The sequence below is a fragment of the Nonomuraea longicatena genome, assembly GCF_039525605.1.
In the GTDB taxonomy this organism is placed as follows: Bacteria; Actinomycetota; Actinomycetes; order Streptosporangiales; family Streptosporangiaceae; genus Nonomuraea; species Nonomuraea longicatena.
Genome location: NZ_BAAAHQ010000041.1, coordinates 60,589 through 79,387, shown reverse-complemented (window position 1 = coordinate 79,387; position 18,799 = coordinate 60,589). Strand labels below are relative to the sequence as shown.

The following is an 18,799-nucleotide window of genomic DNA, read 5'->3' as shown; positions in this document are numbered from 1 at the left end:
GGGCATACAACCACACCCCTCCCCTTAAGGGCCCTTAATATCCTTTACGGCCCAGCCGCCCCCACCACCGCCCGCCGTCCCCCTTCCCGGCCTCTCCGAGCGCCACCCTTCTGACCACCCCTCCCCCGACGCCGCCCCCTTGGCCGTCATCACGGGGAGTGACACCCCTCCCCGCGGCCCTGCACCCGGGTGAGGTGCGGCTCCCGCCGGTCAGCGCCGCGCGTGTGCGCCGTCCCGGCTTCGTCGATCATCGACCCAGGATTCGCCGACCAGCGCCGGGTACAGGCGCGGGCCGCCGCACCGGCTCAAACCCTTGTGCGCCAATGGCCCTTCTTCCGGAGATAGGTGTGGCACCCGACTTCTGCCGCCCCAGGGCGAGCAGGTCAGAGCGGGCGCGGTGGCCGAGGCGATCCGGGGTTACATGCGAACTTCGGGTACTTTCGGGTGGGTTTTAGGTCAATGAAAAGTAGACCGTAAGTACCCATCCGCATCCTTGGGTCATCACCTCAAACACGACACACGATCTCGACCAAGGAGAACCCCATGGAGCTCAGCGTCCACACCTTCGTCAGCCTCGACGGCGTCATGCAGGGGCCGGGCGGGTTCGAAGAGGACCGGAGCGACGACTTCGAGCGCGGCGGCTGGCTCGTCCCTCACAGCGCCGAAGGCCAGCTCGCCCCGGTCGAGGGGTGGTTCAGGAAGGCCGACGCCATCCTCCTCGGCCGGAAGACCTTCGAGATGATGCGTTCCTACTGGTCGCAGGTGACCGAGCCGGACAACATCGCGGCCACCGCCCTCAACTCCTGGAAGAAGTACGTCGTCAGCGACACCCTCTCCGACGCCGACGCGGCGTGGGGCGACACCACCGTACTGCGCGGCGACTTCATCGAGCAGGTCCGTCGGCTCAAGGAGCAGCCGGGCGGCGAACTGCAGGTCCACGGCAGCTGGCGGCTGGTGCGTGCGCTGCACGACGCCGGGCTCGTGGACACGTACCGGATCCTCCAGGTCCCGGTCGTGGTCGGGGACGGCAAGCGCCTGTTCGACGGCACGGCCGTCCCGGCCACCTACAGCATCACCGAGGCGGAGGTCCTCAGCGGCGGATCCGGCGCGCTCTCGCTCACCCTGCGCCAGACCCGGTTCGGCACCACCGGCACCGGCGAGTTCGCCGTCGAGGAAGGCAAGGAGGTCATCGCCTAGAGAACACGTGCTCCCCGTGCCAGGGTGCCGCGTGCGCAGAGCCGCGCGTCCCGCCCTACCAAGGTGCCGCGTGCGCAGAGCCGCGCGTCCCGCCCTGCCAGGGTGACCCGCACCGCCCTGGTCAGGGCGCCCCTCCTTGGGGACAACATCCCGCCCTCCCAGGGTGAACTGCCCGAAGGGACAGGTGTTGACCCGGCCGCAGAGACGCCGGCGGGTGGCCCGTCCGAGGGGACACGAGTTTCGCCCCGTCGGCGTGAGCCACGCGCAGGGACCCGCGAGGGGACCCTGGTCGGGTCGGCCACGATCGGTCGGAGGGCGAGCCGGAAGCCGACATTCACCGTGGTGTCGGGCCAGGCCACCCTTCGTAGAGCGGGCGGGCGGAAGCTCACAGCGGGCGGGGTGCGGTGGGCGGTTTCGGGCTTTGGCCCAGGAACTCCACCACGGCCAGCGCCAGCAGCAGACACAGTGCGATGACCAGGACGACCAGCCCTGTCGGATGGTTCCAGAAGACGAACACCAGCGCCGCGATCACCACCAGAACCACCTGGATCGGCCGCTGGTGCTGCTTCACCCACACGCCGAAGGCCCCCAGCTCCAGGCCGCCGCGCAAGCGGGCGATCCCCCGCTTGGCCGTGTTCCTCAGCCCGGCCGCCCCCGGTCCGGACAGGAACGCCGCTGCCGCCACCACCAGCCCCACGACCAGCACCACCCGCAACCCGGCCTTGAGGAAGCGCACCAGCGTGTCGAAGATCGTCGCCGCAGCCGCCTGATCGAGGCCCCGAACCCCCACCGCGTGCAGGTATCCGGCCCGCACCAGCACCAGGATCGCGGCGAGCACCAGCATCGCCAGCGCGATCCCGAGCCCGGCACCGACCAGCGCCCGCCGCCGGCCGTGCGCCGCGAAGACCCCGCCCGCCAGGAACAGCAGGGCCAGTACGGGGAGGGCCCACTTGAGCGCGTTGAGCAGTTGGTAAAGCGCCTGGTAGGTGCCGAGGTCCTGGATCTGGAACAGTTCGAACGTGGGATGGATCTCGGGGATGCTCCCCGCGATCGTCAGTCCGGCCGCGACCAGCCGCTGTTTGACCCGGTCGATCAGCGGTCCGAGGTCGATGCTCACCGTGTTGCCCGACACCTTGACGACCTGGCTGCCCTGGCCGGACAGGATGGCGTTCAGCTGGGTGTGGGCGATCCGGTTGGCCTCGACCCAGAACGTGGCGAACGCGTCGCTCGTCACCACCTTGTCCACGACGTTGTGGACGAACTGCGCCACTCCCGAACCGAGCGGCCCTGCCAGGCCCACGAGCTTGTCGCCGACCGGCTTCGGCAGTCCCCTGCCCTCCAGCGCGACGACCACCTCGTCCACGACGGCCGGGACGTCCAGGCGCTTCATGATCTCGGACGTGGTGCGGTTGGCGACCGCGTTCTGCACGGCCGGGTCCGAGGCCAGCGGCGTGACGTTCTCGACGTAACGGTCGGTGTCGGTCACCTCGTTGTCCACCCACACGCCCACCACCGACAGCATCGCCAGCAGGCAGCCGACGATGATCAGAATCCAGGCGGACACGGTTCGCCCGCCGCCTCTGTCGCGATTGGCGAGTTCTGCACGGAGTCGCTCAAGCTCCGCGCGTTCGTCCGTGTTGAGCGGCTCGTTCCCCACACCGCACGTCTACCCAGGGTGATCTGCGGTTCCGTCGGTGTTTATTGACATTTGACCGTTACGGCGGGGAGCCGTCAGATCGAGGGGCGCTCGGAGAGGCCGGGAGGGGCGGCGGTGGGAGGCGGGTGGAGGGGCTTGCCGTACAGGATGGGGGCGGGAGAGGGGTGTCACGGCGAGTACCCTTGACTTCATGGCAGCAGGCGGTAGGGCATCGGGCAGGCCCGCGAAGAAGAAGGGCCCGAACAAGGGCACCGGCGGGCAGAAACGCCGCAGCCTCGAAGGCAAGGGGGCGACGCCGCCCGCGCACATGCGCCACTGGTTCAAGGACAAGTCCAGGTCCGAGCGCATCGCCCGCGAGGACCGCGGCGGCACCACCGGCGCCGGCGGACGCGCCCCCGCGCGCCGGCGTTCCGAGGACGCGCCCGAGTACATCGGCGGCCGCAACCCCGTCCTCGAAGCCCTGTCGGCGGGCGTCCCCGCGACCGCCCTGTACGTGGCGCAGCGCATCGACAACGACGACCGCGTCCGCGACGCCATCAAGGTCGCCACCGAGCGCGGCGTCGCCCTGCTCGAAGTCACCCGCGACAAGCTCGACCGGCTCACCGAGGGCGCCGTCCACCAGGGCGTGGCGCTGCAGATCCCGGCCTACGAGTACGCCCACCCCGACGAACTCATCGATCTCGCCCACGACGCCGGCGAGCCCCCGCTGATCGTCGCCCTCGACGGCGTCACCGACCCGCGCAACCTCGGCGCCATCGCCCGCTCGGCGACCGCCTTCGGCGCGCACGGCCTCCTCATCCCCTCCCGCCGCTCCGCCGGAGTGACGGGCGGTGCCTGGAAGACGTCCGCCGGCACCCTGGCCAACCTGCGCGTCGCCCGCGCCGCCAACCTGACCGCCGCCCTGCGCGAGTACCGCGAGGCCGGCCTGTTCGTGGTCGGCCTGGACGGCGAGGGCACCACGGAGATCGCCGACGTCCAGCTCTTCACCGAACCGCTGGTGATCGTGGTCGGCTCCGAAGGGCGCGGGCTGTCGCGCCTGGTCCGCGAGCACTGCGACGTCGTGGCCCGCATCCCGATGCAGGCCGCAGCCGAGTCCCTCAACGCCGGAGTGGCCGCCGGGGTGACGTTGTACGAGGTGGCTCGTCATCGACGCCGTTGACCGTCTACACTGATTGGCTGTGCCGACGTAGCTCAATCGGCAGAGCGTCTGTCTTGTAAACAGAAGGTCAGGGGTTCGATTCCCCTCGTCGGCTCTGCAACAGAAATGGCCCCTGAACAGGCATTACGCCTACAGGGGCCTTCTGCTTTCAAGCCTCACCCGGTGTCGTCGTCGTCGATGGGAGCCACCGGGCTCTGCTTTCCCAGCAGAGCGCTGGAGATGGCGCCGGTCGCGGCGCGACGATCGCCTTCCAGTAGGTGTCCGTAGATGTCCCTGGTGATCGCGATGCTCGACCTTGGAATCGACGTGAAGTGGGGCGCCCTGGGCGAGCATGAGCGACGCCCCCCTGGGGCCTCCGGAGGCGACTCAGCGACGTTACGGCCTAACCCGACCCTGCCTGCGGACAACGTTTACCGCCGTCGTCAGACGAGTGCGACAGTAGTTCCCGGTCCGGGTAGGTTCTCACACCTTTGGGCTTGAAGAGGAGTTGCTTGACGCGAGCCGACAGGCAGGGCGATGGCATCTATCCACGTCTATCCACATCATCCGCACGCCGGGAGGAATCACTCTCACCCACACCTTGTGGTGATCCCTGTCTGTTACGGTGATCCACTGCCTTCTCAAGTAGGTCTCGGGCAAGGTTGAGTGTCATCTGATGAGTCTCTATAGCCGCTTCTTCGGTGGTGAAGGTCACCTCGAACGTTGGTTCGCCGTTCGGTCTTCGCCAGTACCAGCGCCCTTCAGGGCTCTTGCGCAGCTCTGACACTTCGATGCCGTCGATCATCTGGCGTTGCACGGCAATGAAATCGACAGAAGGCTGCCGTCTCGCACGCCGTCGTACTCCACGACGCGGAGAGGCGAGATCGAAATAGCGACGAGCGGCCGTCATGAGGTCAGCGAAATGCTTCGGCAGATCTGATTTCATCAGCCGATACGCTTCGGCTACATCAAGAGAACCTTCCGGGCCTTTTAGTTCCTCTTCCTCCAACGCCTTGATCAGGGCGTAGAGGCGTCCACGTTCCTCACCAAGACGCAGTTCCCAGTACTTAAGCAAGCGCTCCTTTAAGGGTTCGCCTAGCGTCGCGTCCTTGATTTTACGCACAGCCTCAGTGGTCGCGGATGGAGGCTCCGGCGTGTCCGTATTCGCACCGAACGCATCAGCCGAGACATGGCCGGTCAGAACAAGAAGGGCTTCAAGCCGAGTGCCGAGCACACGACTGAGGCTGGCGAGATGCCGAATCGACGGCTTACTTCCTTGCCTCCAACGCAAGATCGTGGATTGGCTGATCCCGAGTGCATCAGATAGGGCGGCGTCAGTGCCGTATCCCATCGCCTTCGCCATAGCGGTGAGCCACTCGGAGAAGTTGCCTCGACCTGAGGGGTTGTCGCCGGACACTGGTACACTCCATAGTTTCTCTAATTCGCAAGCAGACATTAGCTGTCAGCTTGCGTATACGCAAGCTTTCAGTCGTTCATCGGACTCCAGGGCGAGCCCTTTCCCCGCCCGACCCGACCGCTGACGCAACCGGCGGAGGCGCCACGACCGCCACTCCGCACAGTAATCTAGCAAACCCATAGCGTAGTTAACACGTCGAGATCGACGATGGAAACCAGTGTGATGTTAGCCGAAAATACGGCAAATCGGACATTCTTGATCACGCAGCTTTGAGGATTCAGTTCTGTCGCAACCCGCATCCACCTACGTCAGAGCGTGTATCCGTCACAAAGGGAAGTCGATCAGGCGAGCAGCCTTGCGCATGCGCACGCCCTAGCGCGCTGCGGAAAGGTCAAGAGCTGCTAGGCTCGTCTTGGACCAGGGTCAATCGGACATCCCCAACAGTTCGATGTAGACCGCTTGACTCCAGAAACGGGGACGGCCCGACAGGGGTATACCGAGAGCTTGCACCTCTCGGGCCTGCCAGGCCGACTTCCCCACCGCCCCCGCTCACGCGGGGGCTTCACCTATGCGAAGTGAAGTTGGAGGACTTATGGAGTCTAGTCATGCCGCTTACCTGTCCGTACCCCGGACGGGTAAGTCTGAGGTCACGACTTTGGATCATGCTGGGGCCGCGACTCTGCCACCCCTCCTCACCGTTGAGGAGACAGCCGAGCAGCTCCACATCGGGCGCCAAAGCTTCACCAAGGTGAAATCCGGAGAGATCGAGTCGGCCCTGATCGACGAGCGCGGCCGACACGTCCCCCGCGTGGCCGTCATCGAGCACATCACCGGACCGCGCCAGTAGAGGTAGACAGCCTCTCCGCCAACGCCCTCATGAACTGCCCGCAGCGCCCTTCGTGGTCTTCTACGTCGATCCGGCTCCGGCGGGGCATCAGTGGTGCTGCTCAGAGAATTTCGAGGCCATCGACAGCCCGGTAACCACATCGGTTGCCGGGCCCTCCCCGGATCGCGCCGCTGGCGCGACTTCATCACCTATCAGTGGGGTTCGCTCCGCTGCTTCAAAGCTGCTCAATGAGGAGACGGCATGAGCACGCCTTTCACGTGGCTTCCGCAACGCCTCTACCAGGTCATGGGCCATGCTCCGCGTGGTTCGACAATCCAGAGGAACGCTATCTGTCCCGCTTACGTTAAGCGTCACCCCTCGCCCTGGGCAGGCAGGGGCCATGACAACAACGACAACATGGTCGAGCTCACACACCAAGGCGGGCCGGAGTCCTCGGCCGTGGCCGTGATAGCCGCCCTCGAACTGCTCATGTCGGCCCGCTGGCTCCCCGACTTCCAAGACCAGGCCAAGCTGGACAACGGCAACGACCTGTGGATGCCGTGCGGCCACGGCAAGGCCGCCGAATACCTCTATCGCGACCGCGACGACACTGTTCTGTACGGGGTCGACCGATGCCCTCTCAGGGGCAGCGGCTGTCAGGGGTTCCGGCAGTGGCGGCCGGATCCGTCCAAGCGTTCCGGCCGCCGATGGAGCCTCTACGGTGACGACGGCAGACTCGCCGTCAGGCTGGTGCCCTACCACCTGCCCGAGGTCTTGGCGGCTGTCCGCGAAGAGCGGGTCGTCATGATCTGCAAAGACGAGAAGGACGTCGAAGCCCTTCGTGCCCGTCCATACATCACGGCCACATGCAACCCGATGGGGGCGGGTGAGTGGCGCCCGGAGTTCGCCGAATACCTTTACGGCGCCGATGTCTCCGTTGTCGCCGACCGCGACGAGACTGGCCGCAAGCACGCCGCCGAGATCGTGGGACAGTTGATGCAGGTCGCCCGCTCCATCTACGTCGTTCAGGCCACTCACGGCAAGGACGCCGCCGACCACCTCACCGCAGGCGGGACGACCGGCGACCTCGTCCCCGTCTGGGAGCCCAAGCCCTACCCGAACGGGGAACACCACGGGTGACGACCCCGGGGGAAGAGATGCCTCCGAACGCGCCCGACCCCGACGATGGGCGGAAGAGCCCTCCGCTCTGTGCCGTCGGAGCCAGTAGCCGCCTGCCGGTGGGCGATGGTAGTGCGCCAGCTCATCCGGCCAATCGGGCAGCGCGCATCAGCCGGACCTCCCACTGATGTCCCAACCCACCGAACTCGCGCAGGTCGGCGTGAATACGCGACGCCCTGTAGATCTCATCGGAGGCGCAGTAAGTCCTGGCGGATCTACCCGGTCGGCTCGGCGCGCTCGCTCAGCCGGGGTCGCCCAGGCGTAGCGGTCCTGGCGCGACACACTCAGTAACCGAGCCACCAGGGTGGTCCTTCTCCATATGGAGCAGCCGGGACTCAACTTCTTGGCCAGTTTTCTCCGGCGTCCGTCCCAGCTCCACCGTTGCCGAGGGTCGATGCCATTCGAGGCGATCACGTGCAACTCGTACGGTTTACCGACTAAACCAGCGTAGCTATGCTACAGGGCATCGTGACTTTGATGAGAGAGCGATGCGGGGGCCAAGTCGGGTGGAAGTTCAAATGGATCGGGGCGCGTTAGCGCGGGCGGCGGCGGTTTTATCGCTGGTGATCGTATTAGGCTTGACATGGACTTCCAGCGAAGAGGAAATTCCCGAACGACCCGCGCAGCTCCCGGTGCCGCCAAGCTTGGTACCGGTCGATGAGGTCTGGCCTGAAGCCGTCAGTACGGTGCCCGCCGAGCGCAAGGACGGGACTCGGTTGTGGCCCATCGGGGCACTCGACGAAGATGAATTGCTCCTGAGAACTCATGAGTATCGTCCGACGTTCATCAGTTTCAATACGCGGAACAAGAAGCAACGCGTCTTGGCGCGAGCCCCCGAGTGGGCGGCGTGCGGCGGCTGCTTCGAGGTCCAGGAAACGGCAATCGGACCTACCCAAGTGGCGTGGCTCGTCAAGGGGTACGTGCCTGGCGCCTCTCCTGGCGGACAGCGTCACTATGAAGTGTGGGCCATGCCTCGAACAGGCGGAACGATGCGTTTGGTGGCGCGTTTGCCGGCAACCGTCCGGGCCGAGAAGGTCGATGTGGACGGCTTCCAGATCAGCGGTGAGAATGCCGTGTGGTGGGGATATCGCGGCGACATCTGGCGGATTCCCCTTCGCGGCGGGACTCCCGAGCAGGTGCTGCCGGACAGGGTGCTTCGAGTGAGCTCGTGGCCATGGGCGTTCGACGCGGACGAGCGCACCGTGATCAATCTCGACACAGGCCAGGAGATCGAGGTGACCGAGGCCGACGATCTCGAACATCGCCTGGCCTGCGGGCCCGTTTGGTGTGTCGGGGGCAACCGGCAGGAGTTGTGGAAGGTCACGCAGGCAACGGTGTTACGCGTGGATGGTTCCGATCGCACGACCGTGCCGGGAGACGCACTCAGGATGAGACCGCCGATTCGTGATCGGCTTGCCCTCCTCGGCGTCCCAACCGTTGAAGGAGACGACTCCATCCCCAGCACCTGGGGAGCTGCCGATCTGGGGCACGTCGCCCAGATTTACGATCGCTGCACGCGCCAGGCCGCCTTGCTCGGGTCCCCCGACCTGATGAAGGCCCAGTCGCCGTGGACGGAGATCAAGAGCGGTGCATGGACACAGGACGGACCACTGCTGTACTGGCGGACCACTCGGGACCGATTCGTAGTCGCCGACCTGGCCCGCATGGCCACTTCTCCGTGCACGGACACCTCACTGACAACGTCCGGGTGATCGACGAAGGCGGCCGAACCCGGTGACGCCGGATGTCGCCCAAAGCGGCAGGGTCACGCGCGTTCAGCGTCTGAGGTCGCACCAGCGGAGTCCGGCGTTCGTCGGGGAGGAGCCGGACGGTGAGCAGGCCGGCGCCGACGAGTGCCGCCGCAGTGGCCATCGTGGCGGGATAGCCGACGGCGGCCGCCATCGCCAGGGCGGCCGCGCCCGCGCCAAAGGCGATCAGGGAGCTGACGCCGGCCATCGCGCTGTTGTCCGCGCCCGCCATGCCCGGCCGGGACAGCCGCATCGTCACGGCCCCGACGACCGTGGCCACCGCCGCGTAGGCGATCTTGAAGATCAGCAGGGCCGCCCCGGTCACCAGTGGCGCGGCGGAACCGGCGGCCAACGGCAGCAGCGCCAGCACCGCCGCCAGCAGGACGAGGCCGAACAGCAGGAGGCAGGCGCGGGTGCCGTACCGTGCGATGAGAGGACCGGCCAGCAGCGCGCCCAGCATCGCCACCGTGTCGCCCACCAGGCTGGTGACCAGGCCGATGGCGGACAGCGACCAGCCCGCGTCCACCAGCATCGGGCCGACGAGGGCGTACGCGGCGAAGATTCCGGCGAACAGGCAGGGCTGCACGATCAGCGTCCACCGCGCCATGGTGCGCTCGGAGAGGACGTCGCGCAGCGCGGCGTACCGCTGCCCCAGACCGGAACGGGAGGCAGGGCCGGCGGGCTCGGCCAGCCGGAGCAGTTGGAAGGCGGGCAAAGCGGTCAGCGTCGCCAGCACGAGCAGCGCCGGCGCCCAGCCGAACGCCTCGTAGACGAGCAGGGAGACGCCGCCGCCGACGAGACTGCCGACGTAGCCGCCGGCGACCTGGATACCGTTCGCCGTGCCGTATCGGTTCGCGCGCAGCAGCCGTACGGCCAGCGCGTCGGCGGCGATGTCCTGGGTGGCGGAGAGCAACCCGGCGGCGCAGGCGGCGAACAGGACCAGGCCGAGGTCGTCGACCGGGTCGAGGAGTACGACGCTCAGCAGGGTCACCGCCAGCGCCGGCTGCAGGATCAGCAGCCAGGATCGGTAGTGCCCTCGGCGGGCGGAGCCGAAGCGGTCCACCAGCGGCGCCCACAGCATGCGCAGCGCGGAGATCATCGAGATCACCTGCAACAGGCCGAGCTGCTCCAGCCCGACCCCGCGCTCACGCAGGATGGACGCCAGAGCGGTGGCGAAGAACGAGGTGCCGAGGAACTGGGCGGTGTACAGCGTCGCCAGCAGTCCGTAGCCGGCTCTCCGATCGGTGGTTTCCGACATGCGGGTCATTTTCCGCGTGGTCGGATGCGGGGGCGGCGATGATGTCCGCAATCCTGGAAGACATGTCCGTTTGGGATGACATATGAGTATCGAGAGCCGCCGCGTCGTCATCGTCGGCTACCCGGACGTCGAACTGCTGGACGTGGCCTGTCCGGGCGACGCGTTCGCCTCGGCCAACCGGGCCGGTGCGAAACCGGCTTACATCGTCGAGTTCGCCACCCTGCGGGCGGCGACCGTCCGTAGTTCCTGCGGCATCGCGTTGGTGGCGCAGCGCGAGCTGGAACGGGTCGCGGGCGCGGTGGACACGCTGATCGTGGCGGGCGGACACGGGCACCTGGCCGCCGCGGATGATCGGCGGACGGTGGACCAGATCCGCCGGATCGCCAGAATCAGCAGGAGAATCGTCTCGATCTGCACAGGCGTCTCGGTGCTCGCCGCCGCCGGTCTCCTCGACGGCAGGCGGGTGGCCACGCATTGGCGGCACGCGGCGCAGATCGCCGCGCTCTTTCCCGCCATCACCGTGGACTCCGTCCCCCTCTACATCTCGGACGGCCGGCTGCACACCTCCGCCGGGGTGACCAGCGCGCTGGATCTGAGCCTCAGCCTGATCGCGGACGACCACGGCCCCACGCTGGCCAGGGAGGTGGCCCAGACCTTGGTGACGTACCTGCACCGGCCGGGCAACCAGGCGCAGATCAGCATGTTCATGTCCGCCGCGCCGCCCGGCAACCGCGTCGTGCGGGATCTCGTCGCGTACATCACCGGCAACCTGTCAGGAGATCTGTCCGCCGCCGCGCTCGCCGACCGCGCCGGCATCAGCGTGCGACACCTGCGCAGGCTGTTCACCGCACAACTGAACACCACACCCGGGCGGTACGTTCGCACCGCGCGTACCGAGGCGGTGGCGCAGTTGCTGAGGTCCAGCGACCTGCCGCTGCAGACGATCGCCCGCCGCTGCGGGTTCGGCTCGACGGAGACGCTGCGCGAGGCTTACCGCCACCGCTATGGGATGAACCCCGCCCAGAGCTGCCAGGTATCCCAGGATTTCGGACATGGGCCGTCGGCTCCGGGCCAGGAGTAGGCAGGATGATCGGTATGGGAACCGAGAAGACCATCGCGTTCGTGCTCTACCCCGGCTGCACCATTCTGGACCTGGTGGGTCCGCTGCAGGTGCTCTCCACGCTCGCGGCGATGAGACCGGAGTTCCGGGTGATCGTGGTCGCCGAGCGGCTGGAGCCGTACGAGACCGACACGCCGCTCCAGGTGCGCGCCGGCCACACCTTCGCCGACGTACCCTCGCCCGACGTGGTCGTGGTCCCGGGCGGTGGCGCGCCGACGCTGCGCGCGATGACCGACGAGACGCTGCTGGCCTACCTGCGCGGCGGCGCCCGGCTGACGACCTCGGTGTGCACCGGCTCCCTCATCCTGGGCGCCGCCGGGCTCCTCGACGGACGGCGGGCCACGACGCACTGGTCCATGCTCGACGCCCTGCCGGAGTTCGGCGCCACCCCGGTCCGCGAGCGGTGGGTGGCGGACGGGCCCGTCCTCACCGCCGCCGGCGTCTCGGCCGGCATCGACATGGCCCTGCACCTGACCGAGGAACTGGGCGGCATCGACCTGGCGCGGGCGGTGCAGTTCGCCATCGAGTACGACCCGGAGCCGCCGCACGGCAAACTGAACTGGACCGAGGCACCGAGACCGCTCTACCTTGCCGTTGTCGGGCAGTGGCTGCGCGACGGTCTCGGCGACCACCCTCTGGCCGAACGCCTCGCGACCCGGCTGCAGAACGCCGGATAGTCACCGACAGGCCTTAGGCCGCGCCCTTCGAAGCGAGACAGGAGTCCGAACATCGACTTCGACGCCCCCGTGGTACCTCTGGATCGAAGATTGACTCCACGAGTCACATCGCGCCCGTCCAGGGGTGGAGTTTGTCGGGGTTGAGGATGGCCCAGATGTGGCGGATCCGGTCGCCGGTGATGTCGAACGCCATCACCGACACGGTGACACCGTCCAATCGGGCCACCAGGCCGGGCTGGCCGTTGACCGTACGCTCCACGAGTGTCACGCCGGACACCGCGATGTGGCGGTCGGCGAAGAACCGGGCGACCGGTTCGGCGCCGTGGACCGGGTGGAGCACGGCGGTGGTCAGCCCGCCGCCGTCACCGGTCGCCGTGGCGTCGGGGGCCAGCAGCCCGATCAGAGCCTCGATGTCCTTGGCCGCCCATGCCCGTTTGAAGGCTCTGACGACGTCGGTGCGCTGAGCCGTCGAGGCCGCGCCGGGCCGCGAGGCGCGCACGCGGCGGCGAGCCGACGTGGCCAGTTGGCGGCAGGCGACAGGCGTACGGCCGACGATCTCGGCCACCTCGGCGAAGGGGTAGCGGAACACGTCGTGCAGGATGAAGACCACCCGTTCGGCCGGGGTCATCGATTCGAGGACGACGAGGAAGGCCATGTTGACCGACTCGTCGAGGGTGACCCGGTCGGCCGGGTCACCGTCCGGCCGACCGGTGATCCACTCCGAGCGATCGGGCAGCGGCTCCGGGATCCACTCGCCCACGTACTGCACGCGTCTGGCCCGCGCCGACCTGAGCAGGTCGAGGCAGATCCGGCCGGCGACCTTCGACAGCCAGGCGCCGGGAGACTCGACGGCGTCCTGCTGCTCGGGGGACAGCGCGTACCAGCGGGCGTAGGTCTCCTGGACGACGTCCTCGGCCTCGGCCAGGGAGCCCAGCAGCCGGTAGACGAGGTTGGTCAGCCGACGCCGTTCGCTCGTGATCGAGCTCAGGCCCGGATCGGACGGGTTGGTCATGGTGTCACCGGCTCTCTTCGACGCTCACCTCTTATGACGAGTCGGCGCACCGAAGTGTGAGGTCGCCGCCTCACATCTGGCCCGGCAATCTCGTCATCTCGGGTAACCAAGAAGGGAACCTGATATGTCAGTCAATATCGCGATCATCTACTACAGCTCCACCGGAACCATCCACGCCCTCGCGCAAGCCGCCGCCGAAGGCGCGCAGAAGGCCGGCGCAGACGTACGGCTGCGCAAGGTCGCCGAGACGGCCCCGCCGGAGGCGGTCGGCGCCCGGCCGGAGTGGGCCGGGCACCTGCGGGACACCGCCGACGTCGCGGAAGCCTGCCACGACGACCTGGAATGGGCCGATGCGGTGCTCTTCGGCACCCCCACCCGGTTCGGCAACCCGTCCAGCCAGCTCAGGGCGTTCATCGACACCACCGGCCCCCTGTGGTTCCACGGCAAGCTGGCGGACAAGGTGTATTCGGCCTTCACCGCCTCCAACACCGCACACGGCGGGCAGGAATCCACCCTCCTGGCGTTGGCGAACACGTTCTACCACTGGGGCGGTGTCATCGTGCCGCCCGGCTATACCGACCCGGTGCAGTTCAAGTCGGGCAATCCGTACGGCACCTCCTGTACGGCCGCCGACGGCCTGCCCGGCGAGGTGGCCCTGGAGGCGGCCCGCTACCAGGCCCGCCGCGTCGTCGACATCGCTGCCAGGCTCAGGTCCGACCGCGTGGCCTGACCGAAGTCGCGATTCCGAGTTGCGAAATGATCAGCAGGTCGGGTCAGATGACCGGTTGAGCGGTCATATGTCGGAATCAACCATGATTGTCACGACCCGACCTGCTCCATGGCGCGGGGTCGCGGTGGTGACGGCCCTGATGCTGGCCGCCTTCACCTTCAACACGGCGGAGAACCTGCCGGTCGGCCTGCTGGAGCTCATCTCGGACGATCTCCAGGTGTCGGTGTCGGCGGTCGGCCTCCTGGTCACCGGTTACGCGGTGGCGGTCGTCGTCGCGTCCTTGCCGCTGACCCACGCCGTGCGGACCGTACCCCGGCGCTATGTGCTCACCGGACTGCTGGCCGCGCTCATGGTGTCGAGCCTCGCCGCCGCCATGGCGACGTCCTATGGGCTGCTGACCGCGCTCGGCCAGGCACTGTTCTGGGCCGGGATGGGACCGGTCGCCATGGGCCTGTTCGCGCCCGAGGTCCGGGGGCGGGTGGTCGGGGCGCTGTCCGTCGCCGGATCGTCGGCCCTCGTGCTCGGCATCCCCGCGGGGACCTGGCTCGGGCAGCAGAGCAGTTGGCAGGTGCCCGTCGCGGCGCTCGCGGGCCTGTGGTATGCGACCTGAACCACGGCACTTGCCGACAAGCTCATGGCGGCGAATCTATCTCAGCGGCCGCGTGGCCGGTCAGCCGGTTTGTTCTCGTCCTGGCTGCGGTGGTGCCGTCGACAGCGCCGGGGCCTGGGCGGCGAGTGCCGCCAGGCGGCGTTCGGCGCTCTCGACGACTTGGAGGTCCGCCTTGATGTGCGCGACCGCCGCGTCCATCAGCAGCGCCACCAGCGGGTCCGGTTCGCTCTGCCGCCGCAGCGCGGCCAGTCCTGCCAGGTCGGACAGGTACGCCTGCCGCTGCGCCGCCGTGAACGCGTCCAGCGCGTCGCGCCCCAGCCGGGTGGCGGCGAGCAGTTTGAGGAATAGTTCGTCCCGGAATCCGCCTGCACGCACGTGCGGCACGGTGGCCCAGCCGGTCAGTTCCTCGGTGCCGTCCGGGGTGAGCTGGTAGAGCGTCTTGTCCGGCCGGTCGCTCTGGGTGACGTGGCTGCGGACCACGAACCCGTCCCTGACCAGGCGGTCGAGGATCTGGTACAGGTGGCCGATGTTGAGCCCGCCCCACTGGGGGCCGATGGCCGCCTCGAAGCGGGTCTTGAGCTCGTACCCGTGACTGGGACCGTCGGCGAGCAGGGCGAGGACGGCGTGACTGAGTGGCATGAGTCAGATCATTTCCCGATTGCATAGATTGTCGCAATGTATTGGTAGAGATCACCTCCTACATTGTGACAATGTAGTCCAGTATGGCAGTAGCAATCACCCTCCGAGGCGTCAGCCGTGTCCACGGGACGGCGAAAGCGCTCGACGACGTGAGCCTGGAGTTCGCAGCAGGCGGCGCGACCGCGCTGATGGGGCACTCCGGCGCGGGCAAGTCCACCCTTCTTCAGTTGATCGGCGGGATGGACCTGCCCGATTCCGGGGAGATCCTCCTCGACGGCAAGCCCTTACCGCGACGCGGCCTCGGCGCCCACCGCAGAAGGATCGGGTTCGTCTTCCAGCGCTTCCACCTGCTGCCCGCACTCAGCGCGCTGGACAACGTGCTGGCGCCCGTACTGCCGTACCGGGTGGACTTCGACCGGCGGGCGTGGGCCCGTGAGCTGCTGGACGCCGTCGGCCTGGCGGGCCGCGAACGCGCGCTGCCGTCCCAGTTGTCCGGCGGTCAGCAGCAGCGGGTGGCCATCGCCCGCGCACTCATCGGCCGGCCGCCGCTGCTGCTGGCCGACGAGCCCACCGGAAACCTCGACAGCGCCACCGGCCAGGAGATCGTGGACCTGCTGTTCGGCTTGCGGGAAAGCCACGGCATGACCATGATCATCGCCACGCACAATCCCGAGCTGGCTGCGACCTGCGACCGGCTGATCCGGCTCGCCGACGGGCGGGTGGCGGCCGACGAGACCATGGCTCCCGCCACCGACGTGCTCGACCGCATCGGCAGGCTCGGATGATCAGGTTGGTGGGCGCCCAGCTCAGGCACCGCGCCGGACGTGTCCTCGTCCTGCTGCTCGGCATCATGGTGGCCGCGACCGGGTTCAGTGTGCTGACCGGCACCGCGGAGACGCAGCGCCTGGAGATCACCGGGACCGTCAAGGACAACTACCGGGCCCAGTACGACATCCTCGTCCGCCCCAAGGGCTCGACCACCGCCGTCGAACGCTCGACCGGCCTGGTCAGGGCGAACTATCTGTCCGGCATCCATGGCGGCATCACCCACGCGCAACTGGCCGCGATCAGGCGGCTCGACGGCATCGAGGTGGCAGCGCCGATCGGCATGGTCGGCTACTTCACCGGCAGCGGCGTCGTACAGGTGCCGGTCACCGACACGCTGGCCCCCGGCGAGCGCACGATGCTGCGCATCGACCGCACCCGGGTGGCCGACCGCGGCCTCACCAGGATCCCGCGCTCGCCCCACTACGAGTACGTCACCCGCCGCCCCATGACCTTCGCCATGGAGGACGGCGGAGAGCTGCTCGACCTCACGACGGAGCGCCTGGCCTCGGGCAAGGAGATCAACCTCGGCACCTCACTGGCCTGGCCGGAGAAGAAGGACCTGTTCGACCCCGGCCCGACCGTCGGCGCCTGGTCCACCCACAGCGGCAGAGGACAGGACGCGCCCGGCCAGTGGGGCAAGGGCGACACCAAGAAGGGCGAGGCCGTCGTCCGCCTGAGCCAGGACTTCCCGCTCCTTCTCGCCGCCGTCGACCCGGCGGCCGAGGCGAGGCTCGCCGGCCTGGACAAGGCCGTCGTGGCCGGCGACTACTTCGGGACGGGGGCCGAGGTGAAGAAGTGGCACATCCCCCTGCTGGCCACCAGCCGGCCGCTCATGGACCAGCGCGAGGAGATCGACATCAGGCGACTGCCCACCACCGCCGCCGACCTGGTCGCCGACGGCACACCCGCCGCCAAGGTCCGTGACTACCTCGGCAAAGCGAAGAACACCCGGATTCGGAAGGTGACCATAGAGCCGCAGTCCTTCTACGAGGACCTGCTCGACACCTGGACCACCCAGGGCACCGAGGCCGCCGCAGGCATGTTCGCGCCGCTCACCCAGTACTGGACCGCAGGCCCGGTCGACTACGACCGCGCCGCCGACGGCACTCTGACTCCCAGGAAGGTGAAGAACGACCCGGAGGTCTGGCGCGACAAGGCGGCGTGGCACAGCGCACCCCTCGGCGCGGTCGACACCCAGTTCCGTAAGCTCACCGCGCGCCCCCTCATCACGGATCTGGACGGCACGCACGGGCTCGGCGGCCCGTTGCTGTTCAGTCTGCAGGGACGCTTCGACGCCACCCGCCTGCCCGGATTCTCCGAACTGGCGCAGGTGCCCATGGAGACCTACCACCCGCCGACCGTCACGGCGGCGGACGCCCGGACCCGCGACCTGCTGGGCGGCAAAGACCTGCTGCCCACCGACAACGTGGCCGGCTACCTCCAGGCCCCGCCGCTCCTGCTCACCGACCTCGGCGGCCTGGACAAGATCGCGAACCGGGACCGCAGCGGCGAACTCGCCCGGGCGCCGCTGAGTGTGGTCCGGATTCGGGTGACCGGTGTGACCGGGCCCGACCCGGTCAGCAGGGAGCGCATCGCGCAGGTCGCCCGCGAGATCGTCGCGGCCACGGGCCTGGAGGTGGACATCACGATGGGCGCCTCCCCCACCGCCGTCGCCGTCGCGCTGCCCGCCGGTTCGCACGGCCGCCCGCCGCTCGCCCTCGCGGAGGGCTGGGTCGGCAAGGGGGTCGCCTACCGCATCCTGGACGCGGCCGACCGCAAGTCGGTCGTGCTGTTCGTGCTGATCCTGGCGGTGTGCGCGATGTTCGTGCTGAACGCCGCCTCAGCCATGGTTCGTACGCGCCGGTCGGAGCTGGGCGTCCTGTCGTGCCTCGGGTGGGGCAGGGGGCGGCTGTTCGGGTCGGTGCTGTGGGAGGTGGGCGCGGTCGGGCTGGTCGCCGGACTGCTGTCGGCGGCGCTCGCCGTACCTCTCTCGTCGTGGTCCGGGCTGGAGGTGTCGCCGGCCCGCGCGTTGCTGGCGGTGCCGGCGGCGCTGGCGCTGGCACTCGCCGCGGGGGCAGTGCCAGCCTGGCGGGCTTCGGCCGTACCACCTGTCGAGGCGGTACGCCCCGGGGCGCGGCCGCCGCGCCGCGCCGCCTCTCCGCGCGGCGTCACGGGGCTGGCGCTCGCCCATCTGGTCAGGGTGCCGGGCCGGACGCTGCTCGGCGCGGCCACACTCGCCGTGTGCGTCTTCGCGCTCACGGTGCTGCTCGCGGTCACGTACGGTTTCCAGGGCCGGGTCATCGGCTCCCTGCTCGGCGACGCGATCGTGCTGCAGGCCAGGCCCGCCGACTACGTGGCCATCACGATCATGTTCGCGCTGGGCGCGCTGGCCGTGGCGGACGTCCTCTACCTGGGGATACGCGAGCGCGACGCGGAACTGGCCGCCTTGCGGGCCACCGGCTGGCGGGCGCGGTCGGTGCTGCGCCTGGTGCTGACGGAGGGTGCGGGCATCGGGCTGCTGGGCGGGCTGGCGGGCGCCGTCGCCGGGCTGGCCGCCGCGTTCGCGCTGGCGGACGGGCTGCCTCGCGTGGCGGTCATCGGCGCCGCGGCCGCGGCGGGGGCGGCGGTCGTGCTGGCGGTCGTCTCGTCGGCCGTCCCGGCCACCGTCGCCGGCCGGTTGCGGATCGCGGTGGCGCTGACCCGCGACTGACTCGGCCCGCGCGTGCCTCCGGGTACGCGCGGGCCGAGTCCGGCTTTCGAACC

14 protein-coding genes and 1 tRNA gene are annotated in these 18,799 nt (G+C 68.6%); 10 read left to right on the top strand and 5 right to left on the bottom strand.

Annotation, left to right across the window (positions count from 1 at the left end; genetic code table 11):
- The first annotated feature begins 543 nt into the window (after positions 1-543).
- Positions 544-1,197, top strand: a complete 654-nt coding sequence (locus ABD120_RS31900) for a dihydrofolate reductase family protein (protein ID WP_343953928.1) — start codon at positions 544-546, stop codon at positions 1,195-1,197.
- Between the two features lie 385 nt (positions 1,198-1,582).
- On the opposite strand, the gene ABD120_RS31895 is transcribed toward ABD120_RS31900, so the two are convergent.
- Positions 1,583-2,761 carry a hypothetical protein gene (locus tag ABD120_RS31895; RefSeq protein ID WP_343953927.1) on the bottom strand — a complete coding sequence of 393 codons (1,179 nt, stop codon included), beginning with the start codon at positions 2,759-2,761 and terminating at the stop codon, positions 1,583-1,585.
- Between the two features lie 283 nt (positions 2,762-3,044).
- On the opposite strand from ABD120_RS31895, the gene rlmB reads away from it, so the two are divergent.
- Positions 3,045-4,013: a 23S rRNA (guanosine(2251)-2'-O)-methyltransferase RlmB gene (gene rlmB, locus ABD120_RS31890; RefSeq protein ID WP_343953926.1), complete on the top strand. Its 969-nt coding sequence runs from the start codon at positions 3,045-3,047 to the stop codon at positions 4,011-4,013.
- Positions 4,014-4,034: 21 nt separating this feature from the next.
- Positions 4,035-4,107 (top strand) — tRNA-Thr (locus ABD120_RS31885).
- 429 nt (positions 4,108-4,536) lie between these two features.
- Here ABD120_RS31885 and ABD120_RS31880 read toward each other — a convergent pair.
- Complete coding sequence (locus ABD120_RS31880) at positions 4,537-5,409, bottom strand: helix-turn-helix domain-containing protein (RefSeq protein WP_343953925.1); 873 nt, start codon at positions 5,407-5,409, stop codon at positions 4,537-4,539.
- A 1,243-nt stretch (positions 5,410-6,652) separates the two neighbouring features.
- Here ABD120_RS31880 and ABD120_RS31875 point away from each other — a divergent pair.
- The gene (locus ABD120_RS31875) at positions 6,653-7,375 is read left to right on the top strand and encodes a hypothetical protein (protein WP_343953924.1); all 723 of its coding nucleotides are present in this window, start codon (positions 6,653-6,655) and stop codon (positions 7,373-7,375) included.
- Between the two features lie 1,617 nt (positions 7,376-8,992).
- On the opposite strand, the gene ABD120_RS31870 is transcribed toward ABD120_RS31875, so the two are convergent.
- Positions 8,993-10,420, bottom strand: coding sequence for an MFS transporter (locus ABD120_RS31870; RefSeq protein WP_343953923.1), 1,428 nt, complete (start codon positions 10,418-10,420; stop codon positions 8,993-8,995).
- An 82-nt stretch (positions 10,421-10,502) separates the two neighbouring features.
- Between ABD120_RS31870 and ABD120_RS31865 the strand changes: the two genes are divergently transcribed.
- A complete protein-coding gene (locus tag ABD120_RS31865) occupies positions 10,503-11,501 on the top strand; it encodes a GlxA family transcriptional regulator (RefSeq protein ID WP_343953922.1) in 999 nt (332 codons plus the stop codon).
- A gap of 14 nt (positions 11,502-11,515) precedes the next feature.
- The gene (locus ABD120_RS31860) at positions 11,516-12,217 is read left to right on the top strand and encodes a DJ-1/PfpI family protein (RefSeq protein ID WP_343953921.1); all 702 of its coding nucleotides are present in this window, start codon (positions 11,516-11,518) and stop codon (positions 12,215-12,217) included.
- Positions 12,218-12,320: 103 nt separating this feature from the next.
- Here ABD120_RS31860 and sigJ read toward each other — a convergent pair whose 3' ends face one another.
- Positions 12,321-13,229 (bottom strand): RNA polymerase sigma factor SigJ, encoded by a 909-nt coding sequence (sigJ, locus tag ABD120_RS31855; RefSeq protein WP_343953920.1) that lies wholly within the window; start codon positions 13,227-13,229, stop codon positions 12,321-12,323.
- 124 nt (positions 13,230-13,353) lie between these two features.
- Here sigJ and wrbA point away from each other — a divergent pair, with 124 nt between their 5' ends.
- Positions 13,354-13,959: an NAD(P)H:quinone oxidoreductase gene (gene wrbA / locus ABD120_RS31850; RefSeq protein ID WP_343953919.1), complete on the top strand. Its 606-nt coding sequence runs from the start codon at positions 13,354-13,356 to the stop codon at positions 13,957-13,959.
- 82 nt (positions 13,960-14,041) lie between these two features.
- Positions 14,042-14,569: an MFS transporter gene (locus ABD120_RS31845; RefSeq protein WP_343953918.1), complete on the top strand. Its 528-nt coding sequence runs from the start codon at positions 14,042-14,044 to the stop codon at positions 14,567-14,569.
- Between the two features lie 60 nt (positions 14,570-14,629).
- Here ABD120_RS31845 and ABD120_RS31840 read toward each other — a convergent pair whose 3' ends face one another.
- The gene (locus ABD120_RS31840; RefSeq protein ID WP_343953917.1) at positions 14,630-15,208 is read right to left on the bottom strand and encodes a PadR family transcriptional regulator; all 579 of its coding nucleotides are present in this window, start codon (positions 15,206-15,208) and stop codon (positions 14,630-14,632) included.
- 83 nt (positions 15,209-15,291) lie between these two features.
- Between ABD120_RS31840 and ABD120_RS31835 the strand changes: the two genes are divergently transcribed.
- A complete protein-coding gene (locus ABD120_RS31835; RefSeq protein ID WP_343953916.1) occupies positions 15,292-15,993 on the top strand; it encodes an ABC transporter ATP-binding protein in 702 nt (233 codons plus the stop codon).
- Entirely contained in the window at positions 15,990-18,746 is a 2,757-nt protein-coding gene (locus tag ABD120_RS31830; RefSeq protein ID WP_343953915.1) for an FtsX-like permease family protein, read from the top strand. Before ABD120_RS31835 ends, ABD120_RS31830 begins: the two co-directional genes overlap by 4 nt.
- Positions 18,747-18,799: the final 53 nt, after the last annotated feature.

Bases quoted from the DNA above. Each gene is read 5' to 3' on its own strand.
- ABD120_RS31840 (WP_343953917.1), bottom strand. From the start codon at position 15,208: ATGCCACTCAGTCACGCCGTCCTCGCCCTGCTCGCCGACGGTCCCAGT.
- rlmB (WP_343953926.1), top strand. From the start codon at position 3,045: ATGGCAGCAGGCGGTAGGGCATCGGGCAGGCCCGCGAAGAAGAAGGGC.
- ABD120_RS31870 (WP_343953923.1), bottom strand. From the start codon at position 10,420: ATGTCGGAAACCACCGATCGGAGAGCCGGCTACGGACTGCTGGCGACG.
- ABD120_RS31865 (WP_343953922.1), top strand. From the start codon at position 10,503: ATGAGTATCGAGAGCCGCCGCGTCGTCATCGTCGGCTACCCGGACGTC.
- ABD120_RS31900 (WP_343953928.1), top strand. From the start codon at position 544: ATGGAGCTCAGCGTCCACACCTTCGTCAGCCTCGACGGCGTCATGCAG.
- ABD120_RS31835 (WP_343953916.1), top strand. From the start codon at position 15,292: ATGGCAGTAGCAATCACCCTCCGAGGCGTCAGCCGTGTCCACGGGACG.
- ABD120_RS31875 (WP_343953924.1), top strand. From the start codon at position 6,653: ATGGTCGAGCTCACACACCAAGGCGGGCCGGAGTCCTCGGCCGTGGCC.
- ABD120_RS31860 (WP_343953921.1), top strand. From the start codon at position 11,516: ATGGGAACCGAGAAGACCATCGCGTTCGTGCTCTACCCCGGCTGCACC.
- sigJ (WP_343953920.1), bottom strand. From the start codon at position 13,229: ATGACCAACCCGTCCGATCCGGGCCTGAGCTCGATCACGAGCGAACGG.
- ABD120_RS31845 (WP_343953918.1), top strand. From the start codon at position 14,042: ATGATTGTCACGACCCGACCTGCTCCATGGCGCGGGGTCGCGGTGGTG.
- wrbA (WP_343953919.1), top strand. From the start codon at position 13,354: ATGTCAGTCAATATCGCGATCATCTACTACAGCTCCACCGGAACCATC.
- ABD120_RS31830 (WP_343953915.1), top strand. From the start codon at position 15,990: ATGATCAGGTTGGTGGGCGCCCAGCTCAGGCACCGCGCCGGACGTGTC.